20 protein-coding genes are annotated in these 22,649 nt (G+C 73.2%); 12 read left to right on the top strand and 8 right to left on the bottom strand.

What is annotated here, in order from left to right; genetic code table 11:
- Positions 1–2 precede the first annotated feature (2 nt).
- Positions 3–545 carry a hypothetical protein gene (locus HOQ23_RS18460; RefSeq protein WP_172216660.1) on the top strand — a complete coding sequence of 181 codons (543 nt, stop codon included), beginning with the start codon at positions 3–5 and terminating at the stop codon, positions 543–545.
- A gap of 114 nt (positions 546–659) precedes the next feature.
- Here the strand turns inward: HOQ23_RS18460 and rplI are convergent, their stop codons facing one another.
- From rplI to rpsF, 4 genes are all read right to left on the bottom strand, one after another.
- Positions 660–1,106, bottom strand: a complete 447-nt coding sequence (gene rplI / locus HOQ23_RS18465) for a 50S ribosomal protein L9 (RefSeq protein ID WP_172216662.1) — start codon at positions 1,104–1,106, stop codon at positions 660–662.
- Between the two features lie 14 nt (positions 1,107–1,120).
- Positions 1,121–1,357, bottom strand: a complete 237-nt coding sequence (gene rpsR, locus HOQ23_RS18470) for a 30S ribosomal protein S18 (protein ID WP_153325512.1) — start codon at positions 1,355–1,357, stop codon at positions 1,121–1,123.
- A gap of 67 nt (positions 1,358–1,424) precedes the next feature.
- Positions 1,425–2,006, bottom strand: coding sequence for a single-stranded DNA-binding protein (locus HOQ23_RS18475; RefSeq protein WP_172216665.1), 582 nt, complete (start codon positions 2,004–2,006; stop codon positions 1,425–1,427).
- A 96-nt stretch (positions 2,007–2,102) separates the two neighbouring features.
- The gene (gene rpsF / locus HOQ23_RS18480; RefSeq protein ID WP_166135118.1) at positions 2,103–2,393 is read right to left on the bottom strand and encodes a 30S ribosomal protein S6; all 291 of its coding nucleotides are present in this window, start codon (positions 2,391–2,393) and stop codon (positions 2,103–2,105) included.
- Between the two features lie 280 nt (positions 2,394–2,673).
- Between rpsF and HOQ23_RS18485 the strand changes: the two genes are divergently transcribed.
- The 3 genes from HOQ23_RS18485 to HOQ23_RS18495 are packed head-to-tail and all read left to right on the top strand — an operon-like array spanning position 2,674 to position 5,751.
- On the top strand, positions 2,674–3,474 hold the full coding sequence (locus tag HOQ23_RS18485) for a deoxyribonuclease IV (RefSeq protein WP_172216667.1): 801 nt from the start codon (positions 2,674–2,676) through the stop codon (positions 3,472–3,474).
- A 50-nt stretch (positions 3,475–3,524) separates the two neighbouring features.
- Positions 3,525–4,679, top strand: coding sequence for a peptidoglycan bridge formation glycyltransferase FemA/FemB family protein (locus HOQ23_RS18490; RefSeq protein WP_172216849.1), 1,155 nt, complete (start codon positions 3,525–3,527; stop codon positions 4,677–4,679).
- Position 4,680: 1 nt separating this feature from the next.
- Positions 4,681–5,751: an alanine racemase gene (locus HOQ23_RS18495; protein WP_172216669.1), complete on the top strand. Its 1,071-nt coding sequence runs from the start codon at positions 4,681–4,683 to the stop codon at positions 5,749–5,751.
- Here the strand turns inward: HOQ23_RS18495 and HOQ23_RS18500 are convergent.
- Positions 5,744–7,192, bottom strand: coding sequence for a glycosyltransferase 87 family protein (locus HOQ23_RS18500; RefSeq protein WP_172216678.1), 1,449 nt, complete (start codon positions 7,190–7,192; stop codon positions 5,744–5,746). The genes HOQ23_RS18495 and HOQ23_RS18500 overlap by 8 nt on opposite strands.
- Positions 7,193–7,195: 3 nt before the next feature.
- Positions 7,196–9,457 (bottom strand): transglycosylase domain-containing protein, encoded by a 2,262-nt coding sequence (locus tag HOQ23_RS18505; RefSeq protein WP_367650573.1) that lies wholly within the window; start codon positions 9,455–9,457, stop codon positions 7,196–7,198.
- Positions 9,458–9,666: 209 nt separating this feature from the next.
- On the opposite strand from HOQ23_RS18505, the gene HOQ23_RS18510 reads away from it, so the two are divergent.
- Positions 9,667–10,323 (top strand): PadR family transcriptional regulator, encoded by a 657-nt coding sequence (locus HOQ23_RS18510; protein WP_172216682.1) that lies wholly within the window; start codon positions 9,667–9,669, stop codon positions 10,321–10,323.
- A gap of 17 nt (positions 10,324–10,340) precedes the next feature.
- Positions 10,341–11,429 (top strand): inositol-3-phosphate synthase, encoded by a 1,089-nt coding sequence (locus HOQ23_RS18515; RefSeq protein WP_172216694.1) that lies wholly within the window; start codon positions 10,341–10,343, stop codon positions 11,427–11,429.
- A 116-nt stretch (positions 11,430–11,545) separates the two neighbouring features.
- On the opposite strand, the gene HOQ23_RS18520 is transcribed toward HOQ23_RS18515, so the two are convergent.
- The gene (locus HOQ23_RS18520; protein ID WP_172216696.1) at positions 11,546–12,016 is read right to left on the bottom strand and encodes an SRPBCC family protein; all 471 of its coding nucleotides are present in this window, start codon (positions 12,014–12,016) and stop codon (positions 11,546–11,548) included.
- Positions 12,017–12,152: 136 nt separating this feature from the next.
- Positions 12,153–13,607 (bottom strand): CCA tRNA nucleotidyltransferase, encoded by a 1,455-nt coding sequence (locus HOQ23_RS18525; protein WP_367650574.1) that lies wholly within the window; start codon positions 13,605–13,607, stop codon positions 12,153–12,155.
- Between the two features lie 76 nt (positions 13,608–13,683).
- Here HOQ23_RS18525 and HOQ23_RS18530 point away from each other — a divergent pair, with 76 nt between their 5' ends.
- The 6 genes from HOQ23_RS18530 to trxB all read left to right on the top strand — a co-directional run bounded on the left by HOQ23_RS18530 (position 13,684) and on the right by trxB (position 22,603).
- Entirely contained in the window at positions 13,684–16,215 is a 2,532-nt protein-coding gene (locus HOQ23_RS18530) for a DUF6049 family protein (RefSeq protein ID WP_172216700.1), read from the top strand.
- On the top strand, positions 16,212–17,894 hold the full coding sequence (murJ, locus tag HOQ23_RS18535) for a murein biosynthesis integral membrane protein MurJ (protein ID WP_172216702.1): 1,683 nt from the start codon (positions 16,212–16,214) through the stop codon (positions 17,892–17,894). The genes HOQ23_RS18530 and murJ overlap by 4 nt, the downstream gene beginning before the upstream one ends.
- Before the next feature lie 86 nt (positions 17,895–17,980).
- Positions 17,981–19,969 carry a protein kinase family protein gene (locus HOQ23_RS18540; RefSeq protein WP_172216704.1) on the top strand — a complete coding sequence of 663 codons (1,989 nt, stop codon included), beginning with the start codon at positions 17,981–17,983 and terminating at the stop codon, positions 19,967–19,969.
- Positions 19,966–20,664: an RNA polymerase sigma factor SigM gene (gene sigM, locus HOQ23_RS18545; protein WP_172216706.1), complete on the top strand. Its 699-nt coding sequence runs from the start codon at positions 19,966–19,968 to the stop codon at positions 20,662–20,664. The genes HOQ23_RS18540 and sigM overlap by 4 nt, the downstream gene beginning before the upstream one ends.
- 49 nt (positions 20,665–20,713) lie before the next feature.
- Positions 20,714–21,487: a hypothetical protein gene (locus tag HOQ23_RS18550; RefSeq protein ID WP_172216708.1), complete on the top strand. Its 774-nt coding sequence runs from the start codon at positions 20,714–20,716 to the stop codon at positions 21,485–21,487.
- A 105-nt stretch (positions 21,488–21,592) separates the two neighbouring features.
- Complete coding sequence (gene trxB, locus HOQ23_RS18555; RefSeq protein ID WP_172216711.1) at positions 21,593–22,603, top strand: thioredoxin-disulfide reductase; 1,011 nt, start codon at positions 21,593–21,595, stop codon at positions 22,601–22,603.
- Positions 22,604–22,649: the final 46 nt, after the last annotated feature.

Consider the following 22,649-nt stretch of genomic DNA (forward strand, 5'->3'; position numbering starts at 1 on the left):
CCATGAAGCCCCTCCAGGCCACCGGCTGCGGCCTCCTGCTGATCCTGCTCAACGTCACGCTCGGGGGCTTCGACCTGCTGCCCGACCTGATCGGCTGGGCGCTGGTCCTCCTCGGCGTCGTCGCGATGCGCGCCCGGCTGCCCACCGCGACGCCGGTCCTCGCCGCCGCGGCGACGGCCGGCGTGGTGTCGGTGCCGCTGTGGCTGCCCGGCGTCGCCGAGTCGGTCGCGGACGCCGACCCGGCCCTGGCCTGGGCGCTGAGCCTGCCGCAGGTGGTCTTCGCGGTGCTGTTCTTCCGCGCCCTCGAGCAGCTGGCGCAGGACGCCGGCAACCACGACGCGGCGGGCTGGCTGCGGATCTGCTGGGTCGGCGCGGTGATCGTCGGCGTGCTCCCCGCCGTGCTGCTGCCGTTCGCCGCCAGCGGTCCGCTCGTCGGCCTGGCCGGCGTGTTCTCGCTGCTGGTCGGGGTGCTCCAGGTGGTGCTGTGCTTCGCCTACGCCGGCCGGTCCTGGGCCCGCCGCGCAGGCGCCCCCGCCACCCGCTGAGCCCATCACCGCGGCGGGCGCACCGCGCCCGCACCCCCTCCTCGGGAACGACAACGGGGCCGCCCTCCCGAAGGAGGGCGGCCCCGATGCGTGGAGCTGGTCCGGAGGCGAGCCTCAGGAGGGGATGACGTTGAGCGACACGGTCGCCGTGACGTCGTCGTGCAGGCGCACGGTGACCGTGTGGGCACCGAGCGACTTGATCGGGTTCTTGACCGCGATCGTGCGCTTGTCGACCTTCTCGGCCGTGGCCTCGGTCAGCGCGTTGGCGATCTCGGTGACGGAGACGGAGCCGAACAGACGGCCACCCTCACCGGCACGGACCTTGACGGGAACCGTCTGGGCCTCGAGCTTGCCCTTGATCTCGGCGGCGTGGCCGAGGTCGCGGACGGCGCGCGAGGAGCGGGCGGCCTTGATGGACTCGACGGTCTTCTCAGCACCGCGGGTCCAGCGGATCGCGACGCCGCGCGGGACGAGGTAGTTGCGGCCGTAGCCGTCCTTCACCTCGACGACGTCGCCGGGGCCACCGAGGCCCGTGACTTCCTGGGTCAGGATGAGCTTCATCTTCCCTGATCCTCTCAGCGACCGGTGGACGTGTAGGGCAGGAGTGCGACCTCGCGCGCGTTCTTGACCGCGGTGGCCACGTCACGCTGGTGCTGGACGCAGTTGCCGGTCACGCGACGGGCGCGGATCTTGCCGCGGTCCGAGATGAACTTGCGGAGGAGCGTGGCGTCCTTGTAGTCGACGCCGGTCGCCTTCTCCTTGCAGAACTGGCAAACCTTCTTCTTGGGCTTGCGAATCACTGCCTTGGCCATTGTGGTGCTTCCTTTCTAGAAGCCCGGCTGACGCCGGAATGGTTGAGGGGTGTTCAGGTGGGGTTGATCAGAACGGAGGCTCGTCGGAGCCCACGCCGGGGGCGCCCCACGGGTCGTTGGCAGGAGCGCCACCGCCCGACGGTCCGCCACCCTGGGGTCCGGGAGTGGCCCACGGGTCGTTGCCCGCGGCGGCAGGCTGCGGACGGGACTGCTGCTGGCCGCCACCGGAGTAGCCGCCACCCCCGCCGCCACCGGAGTAGCCGCCGCCACCGCCGCCGCCCGAGCGCGAGGCCCGGGTGACCTTGGCCGTGGCGAACGCGAGCGCGGGGCCGACCTCGTCGACCTCGAGCTCCATCACGGTGCGCTTCTCACCCTCGCGGGTCTCGTAGGAGCGCTGCTTCAGGCGACCCTGCACGATCACGCGCATGCCGCGCTGAAGCGACTCGGCGACGTTCTCCGCGGCCTGACGCCACACCGAGCAGGAGAGGAACAGCGCTTCGCCGTCCTTCCACTCGTTGGTCTGACGGTCGAAGGTGCGCGGCGTCGACGCGATCCGGAAGTTGGCCACGGCCGCACCCGAGGGGGTGAAGCGCAGCTCCGGGTCGTCGACGAGGTTGCCGACCACGGTGATGACGGTCTCGCCTGCCATGAGGTCTCCCTAGCTGTCGAACTGATCGGATGTCTCGCGGTCGGCACCATCGTGACCGGTGGGACCGACATGCGGACGGGGATCATCCACAGACGCTCAGCGAGCGTCGGGGCGGATGACCTTCGTGCGCAGGATGGACTCGTTGAGGGTGAGCTGGCGGTCGAACTCCTTGACCGTGGCCGGCTCGGCCTTCAGCGTGACGATGGCGTAGATGCCCTCGGCGTTCTTCTTGACCTCGTACGCCAGACGGCGACGGCCCCACACGTCCACGCTCTCGACGGTGCCACCGTCGTTGCGAATGACGTTGAGGTACTTGTCGAGGGACGGCTCGATGGTCCGCTCTTCAAGGCTGGGGTCGAGGATGACCATCACTTCGTAATCACGCATAGCGGTCTCCACCTCCTCTGGACTCGGCGGCCACGGTCTCTCCGTGGCAGGAGGGCTGTGCGTTCCCCGTGCGAGCACGGGGGCCCGGGTGCGCACCAGACCCGTCGGTGGGCAGGGCGCAGCGGACACGACAGGCTAGCAGCGGCGCGCACGGCCGACCCAATCCTGTGCAGGGCGCCTCCCACCGGTCCGGACCTGCACCGTCGCGGCGCGACGCGGGCCGTCCAGCGGCGCCGATGCCGACCCCCGCCCTGTCGGTCCGGCTCCCTACGATGGGGCGATGCAGATCGGAGCCCACGTCGACCAGGCCGACCCCATCGGGGAGGCCCAGGCCCGCAACGCGCCGCTGGTGCAGTTCTTCCTCGGCAGCCCGCAGAGCTTCAAGGGACCCGTGTTCGAGCACCCGGGCGGCGCCGAGGGGCTGCGCGCCGAGGCCGAGGCCGCCGGCGTCGACCTCTACGTCCACGCGCCCTACATCATCAACGTCGCGACCACGAACAACCGCGTCCGCATCCCCAGCCGCAAGCTGCTCCAGCAGCACGTCGACGCCGCGGCCTCGATCGGCGCGAAGGGCCTGATCGTCCACGGCGGCCACGTCGACAAGGCCGGCGAGGACCCCGAGCTGCTGGCCAAGGGCTTCGACAACTGGCGCAAGGCGATCGAGGCGACCGACCTCAAGGTCCCGCTGCTGATCGAGAACACCGCCGGTGGCGACCACGCGATGACCCGCCACCTCGACCGGATCGCCCGGGTCTGGGAGGCGATCTCCACCGCCGAGCAGGCCGACCGCGTCGGCTTCTGCCTGGACACCTGCCACGCCCACGCCGGCGGCAACGCCCTGGAGACCGTGGTGGCCGACGTCGTCGCCATCACCGGGCGCATCGACCTCGTGCACGCCAACGACAGCCGCGACGACTTCGGCTCCGGCGCCGACCGGCACGCCAACTTCGGCGCCGGGCGCATCGACCCCGAGCTGCTGGCCGCGGTGGTCCGCGAGGCCGGCGCCCCGGTCGTGTGCGAGACCCCCGGCCCGGTCGACGCGCACCTCGCGGACTTCGCCTGGCTGCGTGAGCGCCTGTGAGCGCCGCGACCCCGGCCACCGGCGTCGCCACCGGTAGCGTCGACGCCGTGTTGACCGTGCGCGAGATCCCCGAGCCCGACCACCTGGAGTTCCTGCGCTCCCAGCCCTCGGCGTCCTTCCTGCAGACCCCCGCCTGGGGCCGGGTGAAGTCGGAGTGGCGCCGCGAGTCCCTCGGCTGGTTCGAGGGCGAGCGCCTCGTCGGCGCCGCCCTGGTGCTCTACCGCCAGCTGCCCAAGGTGCGCCGCTACCTCGCCTACCTGCCCGAGGGCCCGGTCATCGACTGGGCCGGCGACGACGTCGCGGCCTGGCTGACGCCGATGACCGCCCACCTCAAGCGCCGCGGCGCCTTCGGGGTCCGGATGGGCCCGCCGGTCGTCGTACGCCGCTGGAGCGCGGCGCAGGTCAAGGAGGGCATCGCCGACCCGGCCGTGCGCCGCCTCGGCGACATCGTGCCGCTCGAGCGCGACGGCGTCGGCGCCCGCGTGGTCTCCCAGCTCGACGCGCTCGGCTGGCGCCCGCAGGTCGCCGAGGGCGGCTTCGCGGCCGGCCAGCCGCAGTACGTCTTCCAGGTCCCGCTGGTCGAGGCCGACGGCACCCCGCGCAGCGAGGAGTCCGTGCTCGCCGGCATGAACCAGCTGTGGCGCCGCAACATCAAGAAGGCCGCGAAGTCCGGCGTCGAGGTCACCACGGTGCCCGCCGGCGCCCCGGCGCGCGAGGGCAGCCCGCAGACCGCGCTCGAGGCCTTCCACGCGCTCTACGTCCACACCGCGCAGCGCGACCACTTCACCCCGCGCCCCCTGTCGTACTTCCGCACGATGGCCGAGGCGCTGGAGTCCGAGGACCCCGACCGGTTCCGCCTCCACCTCGCCCACCACGAGGGCGACCTGGTGGCGGCGACCATCGCGATCCGGGTCGGCACCCACGCCTGGTACTCCTACGGCGCCTCCTCCACCGAGAAGCGCGAGGTCCGCGGCTCCAACGCCGTGCAGTGGGCGATGATCCGCGACGCGCTCGCGGCCGGCGCCACCGTCTACGACCTGCGCGGCATCACCGACACCCTGGACGCTGAGGACCCCCACGTGGGCCTGATCCAGTTCAAGGTCGGCACCGGCGGCCAGGCCGTCGAGTACGCCGGGGAGTGGGACCTCCCGCTCAACCGGGCGCTCTACGCCGCCTTCGACCTCTACATGAAGCGGCGGGGCTGAGATGAGCCTGACCCTCTCCGTCGACGGCCCCCGCTGGCGCGACCACCTGCGCGCCGTCGCCGAGGCCCACCCCGGGCTGGTCCCGGTCGCCAAGGGCAACGGCTACGGCTTCACCCTGGGCCGGCTGGCCCGCAAGGCCCAGTGGCTCGCCGACCAGGGGTACGGCGTGGACACCCTCGCCGTCGGCACCTACGACGAGCTCGACCACGTCGCGCACCGCTTCGACGGCTCGCTGCTGGTGCTGACCCCGTGGCGGCCCTTCGGCGTCGCGCTCGAGGTCGATCCGGCGCTGGCCGACCGGGTCGTGCACACCCTCGGGCGCCCTGAGGACGTCGCCGCGCTGCTGGCCCGCCAGCCCGACGCCCGCTTCGTGCTCGAGCGGATGACCAGCATGCAGCGCCACGGGCTGAGCGCCCGCGAGCTGTGGGCGGTGGCCGAGGAGCTGCGCGCCCACCCGCAGGCCCGCCTCGAGGGCGTCGCGCTCCACCTGCCGCTGGCCCAGGGCTCGCACCTCTCGGAGGTCCGGCGCCTGCTCAACGACGTCGTCGCCGCCGAGCTGCCCACCCACACCCTGTGGGTCAGCCACCTCACCGACGACGAGCTGGCGCAGCTCGCCACGTCGTACGCCGACTACACCGTGCGCCCGCGCATCGGCACCGGCCTGTGGCTCGGGGACCGCGGCGCGCTGCGGGTCACCTCGACCGTGCTGGACGTCCACCCGGTCGAGCGAGGCGACTCCTTCGGCTACCGCGGCCGCACGGCGCCCAAGTCCGGGCACCTGCTCATCGTGAGTGGCGGCACCGCCCACGGCATCGGCCTGGAGGCACCCACCGGGGACTCCTCGATCAAGGCCCGCGCGGCGACCCTGGCGCGCGGCGGCCTCGACGCGGTCGGCTTCGTGCGCTCGCCGTTCGCCATCGACGGCAAGCAGCGGCTCTTCGCCGAGCCGCCGCACATGCAGGCCTCGATGCTCTTCGTGCCGCACGGCGCGCACGTGCCCGAGGTCGGCGACGAGATCGACGTCCGGGTGCGCTTCACCACCACGGCCTTCGACCGGGTCGTCGTCAGCTGACGCCGGCGCCGACCGGCGGGACCGGTGGGGGTGCCGCCGGCGCGGCGAGGGCGCTGGCGCGCACCGGGTCGTGCTGGGGGCGCAGCACGTCACGGACCACCAGCGCGACCAGGAACAGCTCGCCGGCGATGCGCAGCACGATCGCCAGCCAGTAGAACCCCGGCTCGTCCCCGCCGCCGGGCGCGAGCCAGCCGGCGAGGTACCACCACACGGCCGCGAAGTAGAACAGCTCGCTCAGCTGCCACACCGCCTGGTCGCGCAGCCGCGGACGGGCCAGCACCGCCAGCGGCAGCAGCCACAGCACGTACTGCGGTGAGTAGACCTTGTTGACCAGCAGGAAGCCCGCCACGATCAGGAAGCCCAGCTGGGCGAAGCGTGGCGTCTCGGGGGCCAGCACGCCGAGCACGAAGACGCCCACGCACCAGGCGCCGAAGAGCAGCCAGGACCACAGGTTGATCGTCTCCGGCTCGATGGCCCGGTCGCTCCACTGCGCCGCGACCAGCCACGCCGACCCGAGGTCGGGCCCGCGCTCGGAGTTGAAGGACCAGAAGACCCGCCACTCCTCCGGGCCCGAGAGGTACGCCGGGAGGTTGGCGAGCAGCCACGCGACGGCGGCCGCCGCGGTGGCCTTCACGAAGTCGAGCATCCGGCGGTCGCACAGGCAGATGACGAGGATCGCGCCGAGCAGGAACAGCGGGTAGAGCTTGGTGGCGACGCCCACGCCGATCAGCACGCCGGTGAGCACCGGCCGGTCCCGGGCCCAGGCCCACAGCGCGGCGGCCACCAGCACCACCGCGAGCAGGTCCCAGTTGACCAGGCCGGTCACCAGCAGCGCCGGGGAGACCGCGAACAGCGCGGCATCCCACGGGCGCCGGCGGTTGACCCCGGCGAGGAACCACACCGCCAGCATCGCGGCGAGCGCGAAGGCCAGCGCGCTGAGGGCGAGGAACACGGTGATCTCGCGCTGGACCTGCTCCTCGCCCCAGAACCCGTCGGTGGGCTGCTCGGCGCGGTCCGAGACGTCGGCATTCCCGGTCAGCACGTGCGTCACGCGCGCGGCGGCGTAGGCGAAGTAGGAGATCCCGACGGGGTACTCCATCACCTCGTAGCGGTCGCGGACCTCGGCGTCGTCGTCGTAGGGCCAGGCCGCCTCGACGAAGCCCCGCCCGGTGTAGAGGTAGGGCAGGTCGGAGTAGCACATGTAGGTGGCGCGCACGTCGGCGTCGTTCCACCCGTCCTCGACGCAGGGGGCCTTCTGCACCATCCCCAGCGCCATCACCAGCGCGACCAGCGCGAGCAGGACCCGCACCGGGGTCCACCACGGGTGCCGACCCGCGCGCCGGCCGACCGGGCCGCCGACGCCCTCGCTGAGAGCGGCGATGCCCGGGTCGTCCCGGGTCGGGTCGACGTGCGGACCCGGCCCGGCCGGCGCGCTGGTCACGGCCTACCCGCGCTCGGGGTCGGGGCCGCGGCTGGGTCCACCCCCGGCCGGCGAGGAGCTCGGCGACGGCGTGGTGGGCGGCGTCGTCGGGTCCGGGGTCACCGGGTCGGTCGGGGTCGGCGTGGGCTCCGGCTCCTCGGTCGGCGTCGGCTCCGCGGTGGGCTCCTTCGTCGGCTCCTTGGTCGGCTCCTTCGTCGGCTCCTTCGTGGGCTTCGGGTCCTTGCTCGGGCTCGGCGCCCGCGTCGGGCTCGGCGGGGGCGTGTACGGCGCGTGGCCCGAGGAGGGCGCCTCGCCGTCGACGTACGCCGGCTCGGCGAGCTCCTCGACCTCGAGGCCGTCGTGCAGGCGCACCATCAGCGCCGCCCAGGTGTCGGCGGGGTAGTCGCCGCCGAAGTAGGACGGCAGCCACCCGTCGAGCGGGTCGTTGCCCTTGCCGCGGACGTAGACGACCGCGCTGGAGTACTGCGGGGTGAACCCGACGAACCAGGAGGACACGACGTCGTCGTCGTCGTTGGTCGAGGTGCCGGTCTTGCCGGCGCTCGGGCGCGCGAGCGTCGCGCCGGCGGAGGACCCGGAGCCGCCGGAGGCGGTCACCTGCTGCAGCGCGTAGGAGACGTCCGCGGCGATGTCCTCGTCGATGGCCCGCTCGGTCTTCACCTTGTGGTCGTAGAGCACCTCGCCGTCGGCGGCCTCCACCGACTCGATGAGGTAGGTCTGCGCGGCCACGCCGCCGTTCGCGATGGTCGCGTAGGCGCTGGCCATGTTGATCGGGCTCACCGTCGCGCTGCCCAGCGAGACGCCGAGCGTGGGCTCCAGGCCGGGGGTGCGGTTGGGGAAGCCGACCGCCTTCGGGCCCTTGGCCTCCGCCGGCGGCAGTCCCATCGCGTTGGCGGTCTCGATGATCTTCGCCGGGCCGTCGTCCATCGCGTCGGTCATGTCGATGAACGCGGTGTTGATCGAGCTCGCGGTGGCCGCGAGCATGTTGACCGAGCCGTAGTCCCTGTCGCCCTGGTTGCGGAAGGAGATGTCACCGATCTCGATCGGGCTGTTGCCCTCGAAGGTGTCCTTGAGCGAGAAGCCCTGCTCGATGGCGGCCGCGAGCGCGAACGCCTTCATCGTCGAGCCGGCCTGGCCGCCGGAGACCGCCCAGTTGATCTGGGAGTCGAGGTAGTCCTGGCCGCCGTAGAAGCCGCGCAGGGCACCGGTGCCGGGCTCCACGCTGGCGACGCCGACGTGCAGCTGCTCGTCGCCGAAGCCCTCCGGCTTCGCCTCCTTCACCGCCTCCTCGGCGGCGCGCATCGCGTCCTCGTCGAAGGTCGTGGTGACCCGCAGGCCCTGGCCGTCGATCTCCTCCTCGGTGAACCCGAGGCGCTGGAGCTCCTTCTTGACCATCGAGAGCAGGTGGCCGCGCTGGCCGCCGTAGGTGCTCTCGGCCTTGACCTCGGGGAACTTCGGCAGCCGCTTGGCGGCCTTCTCGGCGACGTCCTCGTCGATCCGGCCCATCTCGGCCATGCCGGCGAGCACCCGCTCGTAGCCGGCCTTCAGCGAACGCCGCGCGTCCGCGCCCTTGGCGGGGTCGTAGCGGCTCGGGTTGTTGAGCACCCGGGCCAGGACCGCCGACTCGCGCAGCGTCAGCTCGGAGGCGGGCTTGTCGAAGTACGCCTGCGCCGCCGCCTGCACGCCGTACGCGCCGCGGCCAAAGTAGATGGTGTTGAGGTAGCCCTCGAGGATCTCCTCCTTGCTCTGCTGGCGCTGCAGCTTGAGCGAGAGGACGGCCTCCTTGATCTTGCGCGTGTAGGTCCGCTCCGAGGTGAGGTAGAGGATCTTCACGTACTGCTGGGTGATCGTCGACGCGCCCTGGCTGGAGTTGCCCGAGGCGTTGCTGAACGCCGCTCGCACGATGCCGCGCGGGTCGATGCCGCTGTCGCTCCAGAAGGTGCGGTTCTCAGCGGCGACGACGGCGTCCTGCAGGTGCTCCGGCATCTCCTCGAGCGGGATCGAGTCGCGGTTCTGGGTCGCGAACTTGCCCAGCTCGGTGGAGCCGTCGGCGTAGTAGATGAACGAGGTCTCGGTCTGGAAGTCCTCGTTGGGGTTCGGGATGTCGATCGATCGGTAGAGGACGACGAACACCGCGACGAGTCCGAGCAGGCCCACGAAGGCGGCCAGCGAGGCCCACTTCACGACGCGGAGCACCTTCTGCTTGCGGGTGCGTGGCGTCTTGCCGGGCTTCGCCTGGGAGTTGCCCGTCTTGGGCGACTTGGTCACGGGCGGTCCCGCGGCCCTGCGCTTTCCACTCAAGCTCGGCTCTTTCGTTGCGGCGCCCGGTCCTCTCGGTCACGGACGACCGCAGAGCAGACCGGGCGTGGGTGGTCGGTTCCAATCCACCAGCGTACGCACCCCTCGGGGTGGTCGCGCGCCACGCGATGAACCTCTCATGATTCACGTTCGGCGGATATATCGCTACGATAGGTCGCATGGCACGTCGTGGAGAGACCATCGAGCTGGCAGTCCTCGGGCTGCTGCACGAGGGACCGATGCACGGCTACGAGCTGCGCAAGCGGCTGAACCTGATGCTCGGGTGGGGTCGGGTGCTGTCCTACGGCTCGCTCTACCCGGCGCTGAAGAAGATGCTGCGCAACAACCTCATCGAGGAGACCAGCACCACGGTCACCCCGGTGTCTCGACGTCCTCGCATCGTCTACCAGGTCACCGCCGCCGGCACCGCTGAGTTCGAACGACTCATGTCCGAGGTCGGCCCCGCTGCCTGGGAGGACGACAACTTCGACATCCGCTTCGCGTTCTTCTCCTCCACCGACATGGAGATCAGGCTGCGGGTGCTCGAGGGGCGGCGGATACGGCTCCAGGAGCGGCTCGACCGCGTCCAGAGCCAGCTGTCGCTGACCGAGAAGGAGGTCGACCGCTACGCGGCCGAGCTCCAACGCCACGGGGTGGAGTCGGTCGAGCGCGAGGTGCGCTGGCTCTCCGACCTCATCAATGCCGAGCGCAGTGCCGGCAGTCCACCGGGGCCCGCCCCGGGCCCCACGCGCGGCGAGTCGCCCGCGCCACCAGACGTGTCCACGGACGGCCTCGCGGCCGCCGATCACCACCAGCAGCGATCCCCGCAGCAGTGACAAGAGAGGAATCCCCCATGGGTTCGGTTCGAGTAGCAATCGTGGGGGTCGGCAACTGCGCGACCTCCCTGATCCAGGGCGTCGAGTACTACAAGGACGCCGACCCCTCGGGGACGGTGCCCGGCCTGATGCACGTCGCCTTCGGCGACTACCACGTCAAGGACGTCGAGTTCGTCGCCGCCTTCGACGTCGACGACAAGAAGGTCGGCAAGGACCTGTCCGAGGCCATCAACGCCTCCGAGAACAACACGATCAAGATCTGCGACGTCCCGACCCTCGGCGTCGAGGTCCAGCGCGGCCACACCCACGACGGTCTCGGCAAGTACTACCGCCAGACCATCGAGGAGTCGGCGGCCGAGCCGGTCGACATCGTGCAGATCCTCAAGGACCGCCAGGTCGACGTCCTCGTCTCCTACCTCCCGGTGGGCTCCGAGGTGGCCGACAAGTTCTACGCCCAGTGCGCCATCGACGCCGGCGTGGCCTTCGTCAACGCCCTGCCCGTCTTCATCGCCTCCGACCCCGAGTGGGCCAAGAAGTTCGAGGACGCCGGCGTCCCGATCATCGGCGACGACATCAAGTCCCAGGTCGGCGCGACCATCACGCACCGCGTGATGGCCAAGCTCTTCGAGGACCGCGGCGTGGTGCTGGACCGCACCTACCAGCTCAACGTCGGCGGCAACATGGACTTCAAGAACATGCTCGAGCGTGAGCGCCTGGAGTCCAAGAAGATCTCCAAGACCCAGGCCGTGACCTCGAACCTCACCGGTCCGCTCGGTGGCGCGACCGCCGACGACCGCAACGTGCACATCGGTCCCTCGGACTACGTGGCGTGGCTCGACGACCGCAAGTGGGCCTACGTCCGCCTCGAGGGTCGCGCGTTCGGCGACGTCCCGCTGAACCTCGAGTACAAGCTCGAGGTCTGGGACTCCCCGAACTCCGCCGGCATCATCATCGACGCGATCCGCGCCGCGAAGATCGCCAAGGACCGCGGCATCGGCGGCCCGATCATCTCGGCCTCGTCGTACCTGATGAAGTCCCCGCCGGTGCAGCTGCCCGACGACGAGGGCCGCCGCCGCGTGGAGGCCTTCATCCGCGGCGAGGAGTGACCTCACCCCGCGCTGCCACCCGCTGATGCGGTGACGACGGCCCGACCGGAGCGATCCGGTCGGGCCGTCGCGTGTTGGGGGGTCGCGGTCCGAGGCCGGTGCCGGGAGCGTCAGGCTCAGCCCTCGGCCTCGGCCCGGATCCGCTCGAGGGTCTGCCGCATCCCGACGCGCAGCTCGGCGGTGAAGGTGTCCTGACCGCCGAGCAGGTGGCGCGTCATCGTGCGGGAGAGCCCGGAGATGCCGTGCGGCACCTCGCGGCGCTGGGTGACCCGGGTCCCCTCGGGCGTCTCCTCGAGGGCGAAGGACCAGATGGTGTGGTTCTCCTGGATGCGGAAGGCGAAGTCGTGGTGCGGGCGGCAGCGCACCACCCGCGCCTGGGTCGGCCAGACCAGCAGGCCCCGCCGGTTGAGGTTGACGAAGCGCACTCCCTCGCGCACCGGCCCGCCGCCGAGCACGGCGGAGCGCACCACCTGTGGGCTCCACTGCGCCATCCGGCGTACGTCGCTCACGAGCGCCCACACCCGAGCGGCTGGCGCCGCGATGTCGATGGTCTCGGAGAGCTCGGCGGCCACGGTGGTGTCGGTCATGGCGCAGACCGTAACCGGCTGTGACACCCGATGCCGCACCACAAGCGCCGACTCGCCGCGCCACAAGGGCCGACTCGGCGCACCACAAGGGCCGACTCGGCGCACCACAAGGGCCGACTCGGCGAAGACGGAGGGGTCAGGCGGAGGAGCGGGACTTCCACCACGCCAGCAGCTCGGCGCGGGCGGTGGGCTCGTCGAGGGGGCCGCGGTCCATGCGGACCTCGAGCAGGTGCTGGTAGGCCTGGCCGACCTCTCGGCCGGGGCCGATGCCGAGGATCTCCATGATCTGGTTGCCGTCGAGGTCGGGCCGGATCGAGGCCAGCTCCTCCTCCTCGGAGAGCCGGGCGATGCGCTCCTCGAGGTCGTCGTAGGTACGCCGCAGCCGCTCGGCCTTCCGCTTGTTGCGGGTGGTGCAGTCGGCGCGGGTGAGCACGTGCAGGCGCTCGAGCTGGTCGCCGGCGTCGCGGACGTAGCGGCGTACCGCGGAGTCGGTCCACTCTCCGGTGCCGTAGCCGTGGAAGCGCAGGTGCAGCTCGACGAGGTGGGAGACCGCGTCGATCTCGTCGTTGGAGAAGCGCAGCGCCTTCATCCGCTTGCGGGTGATCTTGGCGCCCACGACGTCGTGGTGGTGGAAGGTGACGGTGCCGTCGTCGACGAAGCGGCGGGTGCGCGGCTTGCCGACGTCGTGCATCAGCGCGGCGAAGCGGGAGATGAAGTCCGGCTCGCCGCCGAGACGGTCCTCGAGCTCGATCGCCTGCTCGAGCACCGTCAGCGTGTGCTCGTAGACGTCCTTGTGGCGGTGGTGCTCGTCGCGCTCCAGGGCCAGCGCGGGCAGCTCGGGCAGCACGTGCGCGGCGAGCCCGGTGTCCACGAGCAGGGTCAGGCCCAGACGCGGGTACGGCGCGCACACCAGCTTGACCAGCTCGTCGCGGACCCGCTCGGCGGAGATGATCGTGATCCGCTCGGCCATCGCGGTCATCGCCACGACCACCTCGGGGGCGACGGTGAAGCCGAGCTGGGCGGCGAACCGCGCGGCGCGCATCATCCGCAGCGGGTCGTCGGAGAAGGAGTCCTCCGGCGTGCCCGGCGTGCGCAGCACCCGGTGGGCCAGGTCGACCACGCCGCCGTACGGATCCTCGACCTCGTGGCCCGGGATCCGCACCGCCATCGCGTTGACGGTGAAGTCGCGGCGGCCGAGGTCGCCGGCCAGGGTGTCGCCGAAGTCGACGTCGGGCTTGCGCGAGGACGGGTCGTAGGTCTCCGAGCGGTACGTCGTGACCTCGACCACGTAGTCGCCCTTGCGGCAGCCGATGGTGCCGAAGGCCCGGCCCATGTCCCAGGTGGCGTCCCCCCAGGACTTGAGGATCTTCTCGGTGGCGTCGGGGCGCGCCGAGGTGGTGAAGTCCAGGTCGTGGTGGTGGCGCCCCAGCATCGCGTCGCGCACCGGTCCGCCGACCAGGGCGAGCTCGTGCCCGGCGGCGGCGAAGCGGCGGCCGAGCTCGTCGATGACCGGACCGATCCGGTCGAGCTCGGCGGCCACCGAGCGCTGCACGTCGGCGACGTTCAGGGGCGGCAGCGAGGCGTCGGACACAGCGGAGCAGTCTACGGCGGCTCTCTCGCGCAACTGCCATCCCGGGGCTGCCGGACCCGGCGATAGAGTCACGGCCATGGTCCGCCCCCGGTCGCTGCTGCCTGCCCTCGTGGCACTCGCGACCCTCGCGGCCCCCTGCGCCGCCGTGCCGGCGGCCAGCGCGATGCATCCGGACTCACCCGTCGCCGGGTCGTCGTCGTACTCCGCGCCGGCGCCCGCGCCGTCGGCGCAGCCGAGCCGCTCCAGCCGTGCCCGGACGGCCGCCGCCCCGGCGACCGGGACCCTGGCCACGTCGGGCGGCACCGCGACGGCGACCGCCTCCTCCTCCGCCCCCGAGGTCCCGGGGACCACCGGGGCCGTGGAGGACACCGCCCCACTCGCCGTGAGCGTCGGCTCGCTGGCGCCGTCGGTGGTCCCGCAGCGCGGCGCGCTGCGCGTCACCGGAACCGTCACCAACCTCGACGACGTGCCGTGGTCCACGATCAACCTCTATCCCTTCGTCTCGACGACCCCGATGACGACCCGCGCGGAGCTGGCGGAGGCCGCCACCGCGGACCCCTCCGCCTTCGTCGGCGACCGGATCACCGACCCCGGTCCGTTCGCCACCATCAAGGAGCTGGCGCCCGGGGAGAGCGCGACGTACACCGTCCGGGTGCCGCGCCCGCTGCTGCCGGTGAGCGAGCCGGGCGTGTACTGGTTCGGGGTGCACGCGCTCGGCGAGTCGAGCACCTCCTCGCGCGACGGGCTCGCCGACGGCCGCGCCCGCACCTTCCTGCCGCTGGTCCGCAAGGCCCGCTCCACCCCGCCGGTGGAGACCGCGATCGTGGTGCCGCTGCGCCGCGGCGTCGCCCGCGAGCCGGACGGGTCGATCACCGGCCCCGAGGCCTGGGCCGACACCCTCGGGCCCGGCGGCCGGTTGCGCAGCCTGCTGGACTTCGGCGCCGCCGCGGGCGCGCGCCCGGTCACCTGGCTGGTCGACCCCGCCGTCGGCGACGCCGCCCGGCGCCTGGCCGCCGGCAACCCGGCCCGCACCACCGGTCCCACGCTCGATCCCGACGAGGGCGACGACCCCGACCTCCAGCCCGACCCCGACACCACCCCGGGCGCCTCGCTGTCGCCGTCCCCGAGCGACAGCGCCGACGGCGACGGCGACGGGTCGGGCAGCGGCGAGGACGGCGAGCAGGCGGAGCCCGACCCCGATCCGGCGGCGGAGGCGGCGTCGACGTGGCTGGACCGGCTCGCCGGCGCGCTCTCCGACGGCGAGGTCCTCGCGCTGCCGTACGGCGACCTCGACGTCTCCGCGGCCGCCACCCACGACCGGACGGTCTACCGCCAGGCGCGGGCGCGCTCCGCCGACGCGCTGCGCCAGCTCGCCCCCGACGCCACCCCGGTGATCACCTCACCGGGCGGCTACCTCGACCCCGGCGCGGTCCGGCTGGCCACCCAGGCCACCACCGTCATGGTCAGCGACGCGATGGTCGAGGGCGACGCACCCGGCGTGGTCTCCGTCGACGACCACCCCGTCGCGGTCTTCTCCAGCGCCACCGGGACCGGCGGCCCGGGACCCGACGACCGGCTCGCGATCGTCGCCGTACGCCAGCGGCTGCTGGCCGAGGCCGCGGTGCGCCACCTGCAGGCCGCGTCGGCCACCCCCGACCAGGAGGTCGTCCCCGGCAGCACCGCCGGCCCGGGCACCACCGGCGGTGCGGGCGCCGCGACCCGTGAGGCCATGACCCCGACCGGCCCCGAACCGCTCGTCGTGGTGCTGCCGGACCGCTGGGTGCCCGCCGGCACCACCGGGTTCTTCCAGGGCCTCGACGTGCCGTGGCTGCAGCTGAGCACCGTCGACGACATCACCGACGGCGCCGCCCTCGACCGCGACGACGAGCCGGTCGAGCTCGACTACCCGACGAGCGTGCAGCGCCGTGAGCTGACCGCCGCCGACTTCGGCGCGGCCCGCGCGCTCGAGCGCGCCGGGGACACCCTGCAGAACCTGCTGCGCCGCAACGACCGGGTCGCCGGCGAGGTGACCGACGAGGCGCTGAGCAACCTCTCCTACGCCAGCCGCGTGCACCCCACGGCGTCCCGGCGCCGCGCCGAGGCCTCCCGCGCCTGGATCGAGACCCGGCTGCGCAGCATCGACATCGAGGCACCGCCCTCGGTGACACTGTCCAGCGCCAGCGGCCGCTTCTCGGTGACGGTGTCGAACAACCTCGACGAGCCGGTCACCGTCGCCATCGACGCCATCGTCGACGGGCCGGTCGTCATCGACGGCCCCGACACCGTCGAGCTCGCCGCGCGCAGCCGGCGTACCGTCCTGCTGACCGCGAGCACGGAGCGCCAGGGCGTCCACAACGTCACGCTGGTCGTCACCGACCTCGACGGCACCGCCCTCGGCTCCTCCGACCAGCTGCCGATCCGCGCCGCGCAGTTCAGCGTGGTGATCTGGGTGATCATCGGCGGCGGACTGGCCCTGTTCCTCGGCGCCGTCGCGGTCCGCGTGGTGCGCACCGTGCGCGCCCGGCGCCGGGCCCTGGAGACGACCTCCGCGCCCGGCGACGCAGACGTCTCGCCCTCGGCCCCCGACTCCCAGGAGACCCCCGCATGAGCGAACCCTCCACCGACGTGCGCGAGGAGGACCGCAAGATCCTCGCCTCGAGCGCGGTGATGGCAGCCGGCACGGTGCTGTCGCGGGCGAGCGGATTCGTGCGTACGGCGCTGCTCGCCGCCGCTCTCGGCGCCGGGCTGCACGCCGACCAGTTCACCATCGCCAACACCGTCCCCAACGCGCTCTACATCCTGCTCGCGGGCGGTGTGTTCAACGCCGTGATGGTGCCCCAGCTGGTGCGGGCGATGAAGCACGACCCGGACGGCGGGGTGGCCTACACCAACCGCATCCTCACCCTCGCCGGGCTCTTCCTCGCGCTGGTGACGGTGCTGCTGGTGCTGGCCGCGCCGCTGGTGATGGACCTCTACCTCAGCGACCAGTACAGCCGGCCCTCGCTGGCCGAGCAGCGCGACTCGGCGATCGACCTGGCCCGCTACTGCCTGCCGCAGGTGTTCTTCTACGGCATGTTCGTGCTGGTCGGGCAGATCCTGAACTCGCGCGGGCGCTTCGGCCCGATGATGTGGGCGCCGATCGCCAACAACCTGATCGCGATCGCGGTGCTGGTCGCCTACCTGTTCAGCTTCGGCGCCGCCACGGGCGCGGCCGAGGACGCCGGGTACTCCGTCGACCAGGAGCTGCTGATCGGCCTCGGCTCGACGCTCGGCATCGTCGTGCAGTTCCTGATCCTGATCCCCTACCTGCGATCCACCGGCTTCCGGTTCCGCCCGCGCTTCGACTTCCGCGGCACCGGCCTGGGCCACACCCTGCGTCTGGGCATGTGGACGGTCCTGTTCGTGGTGGTCAACCAGATCGCCTACACGGTGGTCGTCAACCTCGCCTCGAGCGGCGCGGCGGACGGCGGCACCGGCTACACCGTCTACTCCTTCGCGTTCCTGCTGGTGATGGTCCCGCACTCGGTGATCACCGTGTCCCTGGCGACGGCGATCCTCCCGCGGCTCTCCCGGCAGGCCGCCGACGGCGACCTGCCGGCGCTCGGCCGGACGCTCGGCGGGACCCTGCGCACCGCCCTGGCGGTGATGGTCCCGTTCGCGGCGCTGCTGCCGCTGGTGGCCCCCGAGCTGGCCCGGATCCTGTTCGGCTTCGGCGCCTCGGCCGACTCCGTCGGCGCCTACGCCCCGACGTTGGCGGTCTTCGGCCCCGGCATCCTGCTGTTCACCGTCCACTACCTCGTGCTGCGCGGGTTCTACGCCCTGGAGCAGACCCGAACGGTGTTCCTCAACCAGTGCTGGGTGGCGCTGACCAACATCGTGGTCGCGCTGGTCGCGGTCCGCGCCGTCGACCCCGAGCACACCGCGCCCGCCCTCGCCGCCGCGTACGCCGCGTCGTACCTGGTCGGCAGCCTGCTCTCGTACGGCGTCCTGCGCCGCCGCCTCGGGACCCTCGACGACGCCCGCCTGGTGCGGTTCCTGGTGCGGCTCGCGCTGGTCACGGTGCTGACCACCGCGGTGGCCGCCGTGCCGGCGTACGCGGCCGACCGCTGGTTCGCCGTCGAGAGCTGGCCGGCCGCCGTGCTGGTCGCCGGGGTGACCCTCGGGATCGCCGGCCTGACCTACCTGCTGCTCGCCCGCGTCTTCCGGCTGCGCGAGGTGACCGACGTCATCGAGACGCTCACCCGTCGCTTGCCTGGCGCCCGCCGACAGGACCGCGGCCTACGATGAGGCCGGGCCGCGGACAGCGGCCAGCTCGCCCGACCAGCCCCGGAGCAGCCCCCGACAACGAGCAGGGAAGGAGTCGCAGGGTCCACGTGCCACTGTCGAACCGACCCGGCGACGTCCTCGCCGGGCGCTACCGACTCGTCGACCTGCTCACCGAGAGCGGCGGCGGCCGCTTCTGGCGAGCCCACGACCAGATCCTCGAGCGCCACGTCGCGCTCCACGTCATCGACGAGGACGACCCGCGGGCCGCGGAGCTGATCGACGCCGCACGCCGCTCCGCCCGGATCCACGACCCCCACCTGCTGCGCGTGCTCGACGCCGAGCGCACCGGCGGGCTGTGCTACGTCGTGAACGAGTGGGGCTCCGGCGTCACCCTGGACCACCTGGCCGCCACCCACGGTCCGCTCCCGCCGCGCCGCGCGGCCTGGCTGGTCGGCGAGGTCGCCGACTCCGTCGCGCGCGCCCACGACGCCGGTGTCGCGCACGGCCGCCTGGTCCCCGAGAACGTCCTGGTCGACCGGACCGGGTCGGTCCGCGTCATCGGCCTCGCCGTCGACGCCGCGCTCCACGGGCTGCCGACCGACCGGCTCACCACCGACGTCGCCAACCTCGCCGGGCTGCTCTACTGCGCGCTGACCGGCCGCTGGGCAGGGCTGGCCAGCTCCGCGGTGCCGCCGGCCCCCACCGACCACGGGCACGTGCTGCGCCCGCGCCAGGTCCGCGCCGGGGTGCCGCGCCCGCTCGACGCCCTGTGCGACGAGCTGCTCAACCCCGCGCTGCCGCGCGGCCGCGAGCTCGGGCTGCGCTCGGCGCGCGACATCGCCGACTTCCTCTCCGACTTCGTCGGCGACCCCACCGGCATCCCCGAGGAGATGGCGGCGCTGCGGATCCACCGCAAGCCGGAGACCGTGGTGCTGCCCCCCGTCCCGGAGATGGCGCTGCACGAGCCGCGCCACAGCGCCCGCCCGGCCGAGTCGCCGCGCGCGCACCGGCGCGAGCCCGAGCCTGCCCCCGACGCCGCACCCGAGCCCGACACCCGGACCGTGCGCACCCCCGTGGTGGGGACCCCGAGCGACAGCACACCCACCACCGTCACCCCGACGCCGGACCCCGACGCCGCCGACATCGCCGACACCGCCGACACCGACCCGGGCGTCTCCGGCGCCACCGCCGTCGTGCCCGACGGGCTGCCGACCCAGGCAGGCATGCCGGTCTTCGACGACGAGAGCGACGACGTGTCGTGGCTCCAGCGCTCCGCGGAGCCCGCGCCGCCGCCCCCGCCGTTCGAGGACCCGCCCGAGCGGCCGCTGTTCGCGCCGGAGCCGCCCGACGGCGCCCCCGTGCGGCGCGCCCGCACCCACGCCATACCGACCGACGCGGCGAGCGACTTCTGGCCCTGGGACACCGCCGACGGGCGCCACACCGGCACCGGCATCTCCGTCGTCCCCCCGACCGAGGACGACGAGGTGCCCGGGCGCAGCTCGCTGCGCCTGGCGATGCTGATCGCGGCGAGCCTGCTGCTGCTGGTGGCGGTGGTCGTCGGGATCAACCTCGGGCGCGGCAAGACCCCGCTCGGCAACGACCCCGACGCCGGCCCGACCCGCACCCCCGGTGCCACGCCGGCCGCGCTCCAGGTGCTGCCGGTCGCGGGCGCCACCGACCTCGACCCGCAGGGCGACGACGGCGGGGAGTACCCCGAGCTCACCGGCCTCGCGACCGACGGCGACGACACCACGGTGTGGACCACCCAGACCTACCTCCAGCAGTTCGGCCCCGGTGGGCTGAAGAGCGGCGTGGGGCTCGTGCTCGACCTCGGCAGCAGCCAGGACGTCTCCGAGGTCGCGCTGACGCTGCGTGGCGAGCCGACCACCGTCGAGGTCTTCGTCAGCGACACCGCGCCGACGACCACGCCGAGCGACGCCGGCCCCCCGGCCGCGACGGCGACCGTGGGCACGTCGGGCCGAGTCACCCTCGAGGAGCCGGTCCGCGGGCGCTACGTCACGCTGTGGCTGACCGCCCTGCCGTCGGTCTCCGACGGGTTCCGCGCCGAGGTCGCCGAGGTCGTGGTCCGCGGATGAACGAGTCCGACGCGGGCGCCCGGTCCGACGCCGAGCTGCTCGCCGCCCACGTCACCGGCGACCGCGAGGCCTTCGGCGAGCTCTTCGCCCGGCACCGCGACCGGCTCTGGGCGGTCGCGCTGCGCACCTCGGGCAACCCCGAGGACGCCGCCGACGGCCTCCAGGACGGCATGATCGCGGCGTACCGGCGGGCCGCGAGCTTCCGCGGGGACGCCGCGGTGACCACCTGGCTGCACCGCGTCGTGGTCAACGCCTGCCTGGACCGCCACCGCGCGGCGCGGGTGCGGCGCACCGACGTGCTCCCCGACGACCTCGAGGAGTACGGCGGCCGCGGGTCGCTGCGCTCCTCCGCCGGCGACGCCGAGCACCCGGCCGACCCCGCCGAGCACGCCGTACGCCTCGCGGAGCGCCAGGCCGTCCTCGACGCGCTGCGCCTGCTGCCACCGGACCAGCGGGCCGCGATCGTGCTGGTCGACATGGAGGGCTATCCCGTCGCCGAGGCCGCCGCGATCCTCGGCTGCGCGGTCGGCACCGTGAAGTCGCGCTGCTCGCGCGGCCGGACCCGGCTCGCGGTGCTCCTGGGCCTCACCGCCCGCGGTGAGGCAGGACACGCCGGGCGCCGGAACCGGGTCCCGGACCCCGGCGTCGAAGAGATGCGGGACACCCACGCGCCACCGGCCGCGCCCGCACCCTGATGCCCGACCGACACCGACCGCACCGACCGCTTCAAGAAAGGAGGCCGACATGACCCGACACGAGCACGACGAACGGGTGCGCCGCCTCCTGCACGACGCCCGCCACGACGAGCCGATCCCCGAGGACATCGCGACCCGCCTCGACCGGGTGCTCGCCCAGCTCTCGGCCGACGAGCCGGTGGACGCCCCCAGCGTCCACGAGATCGCCGCGCGGCGGCGCCGGCGGGCCGGTGGGCTGCTGGTGGCCGCGGCCGCCGTGGTCGTCGCCTCGGTGGGCCTGGACCAGGCCCTGGACCGCGGCGAGGACGCCGCCGACAGCTCCGCGGCGACCGCCGGCGGCTCCGCGGACGCCCAGGACTCGGTACGCGCGGAGCGCGACCAGGCCGGCTCGGCGCAGAGCACGCTGCCGCGCAGCAAGGCGCCCACCCCCGTCGGCGGCCCCGTCGACGTGCACGCGGACCGGTTCACCAGCGAGGCCCGCGCGATCCTGCGCACGACCGAGGACCGGCGCGCCGAGCTGCGGGCGACCACCGCCGCGCCGCAGGACTCGGACGCGCCCGGCCTCGACGCCAACCCGGATGCCCAGGCCTCCTCCGCGCCGCCGACCGCCAACGGCGGCGCCCCGTTCGCCACCCGCAACGGCACCGCGTGGTTCACCTGCGACCCCGCGCCGTGGGGGCCCGGACGCCTCGTCGCGGTGCGCTACGACGGCGAGCCCGCGGTCATCGCCGTACGCCCGCCGGCCGGCGACACCCGGGTGGTGGAGGTCCTGCAGTGCGGCACCGGCGCGATCCTGCGCTCGGTGACGCTCCCCCGGCGCTGAGCGTCCCCGGGACGCGGTCCGGGCGGGAACATCCCTCGCCTACGATCGGTTCTCGAAGTGTCACCCCGACCCACCCGATCCAACCCGATCCACCGAGAGGACGTCATGTCCGAGACCCGCAACGTGATCATCATCGGCTCCGGCCCGTCGGGCTACACGGCCGCCGTGTACGCCGCGCGCGCCAGCCTCCAGCCCCTGGTCTTCGAGGGCTCGGTGACGGCCGGCGGCGCGCTGATGAACACCACCGAGGTCGAGAACTTCCCGGGTTTCCGCGACGGCATCATGGGCCCCGCGCTGATGGACGAGATGCGCGCCCAGGCGGAGCGCTTCGGCGCCGAGCTCGTGGCCGACGACGTCGTCGAGGTCGACCTCACCGGTGAGCTCAAGGTCGTCAAGACCGCCACCGACACCTACACCGCCCGCGCGGTGATCCTGGCCACCGGCTCGGGCTACCGCAAGCTCGGGCTGCCAGGCGAGGAGGAGCTCTCCGGTCGCGGCGTCTCGTGGTGCGCGACCTGCGACGGCTTCTTCTTCCGCGACCAGCACATCGCGGTCGTCGGCGGTGGCGACTCCGCCGTCGAGGAGGCCACCTTCCTCACCCGCTTCGCCTCCAAGGTCTCCCTGATCGTGCGCCGCGACGAGCTGCGCGCCTCCAAGATCATGGCCGAGCGCGCCTTCGCCGACCCCAAGCTCGAGATCGAGTGGAACAGCGTCGTGGAGTCCATCAACGGCTCCGACCGGCTCGAGTCGGTGACCCTCAAGGACACCGTGACCGGCGAGACCCGCGACCTCGCGGCCACCGGCCTGTTCATCGCGATCGGCCACGACCCGCGCTCGGAGCTGCTGACCGGTCAGGTCGACCTGAACGACGACGGCTACGTGCTGGTCGAGCACCCCTCGACGGCCACCAACGTCCCCGGCGTCTTCGCCGCCGGCGACCTGGTCGACCACCACTACCGCCAGGCGATCACCGCGGCCGGCACCGGCTGCGCGGCCGCCCTCGACGCCGAGCGCTACCTCGCCGAGCTCGACCACACCGCCGCGACCTCGGGTCAGGCGCAGCAGGCCGTGGCCGCCTCCGCCGAGGACGACAAGGTCCCGACCGCCGGTCTCTGAGACCGCGCACGGCGACGCCCGACGCGGGAACATCACGCCGGGCGTC

It is taken from the genome of Nocardioides sp. zg-DK7169 (genome assembly GCF_013155365.1).
Classification (GTDB): Bacteria; Actinomycetota; Actinomycetes; order Propionibacteriales; family Nocardioidaceae; genus Nocardioides.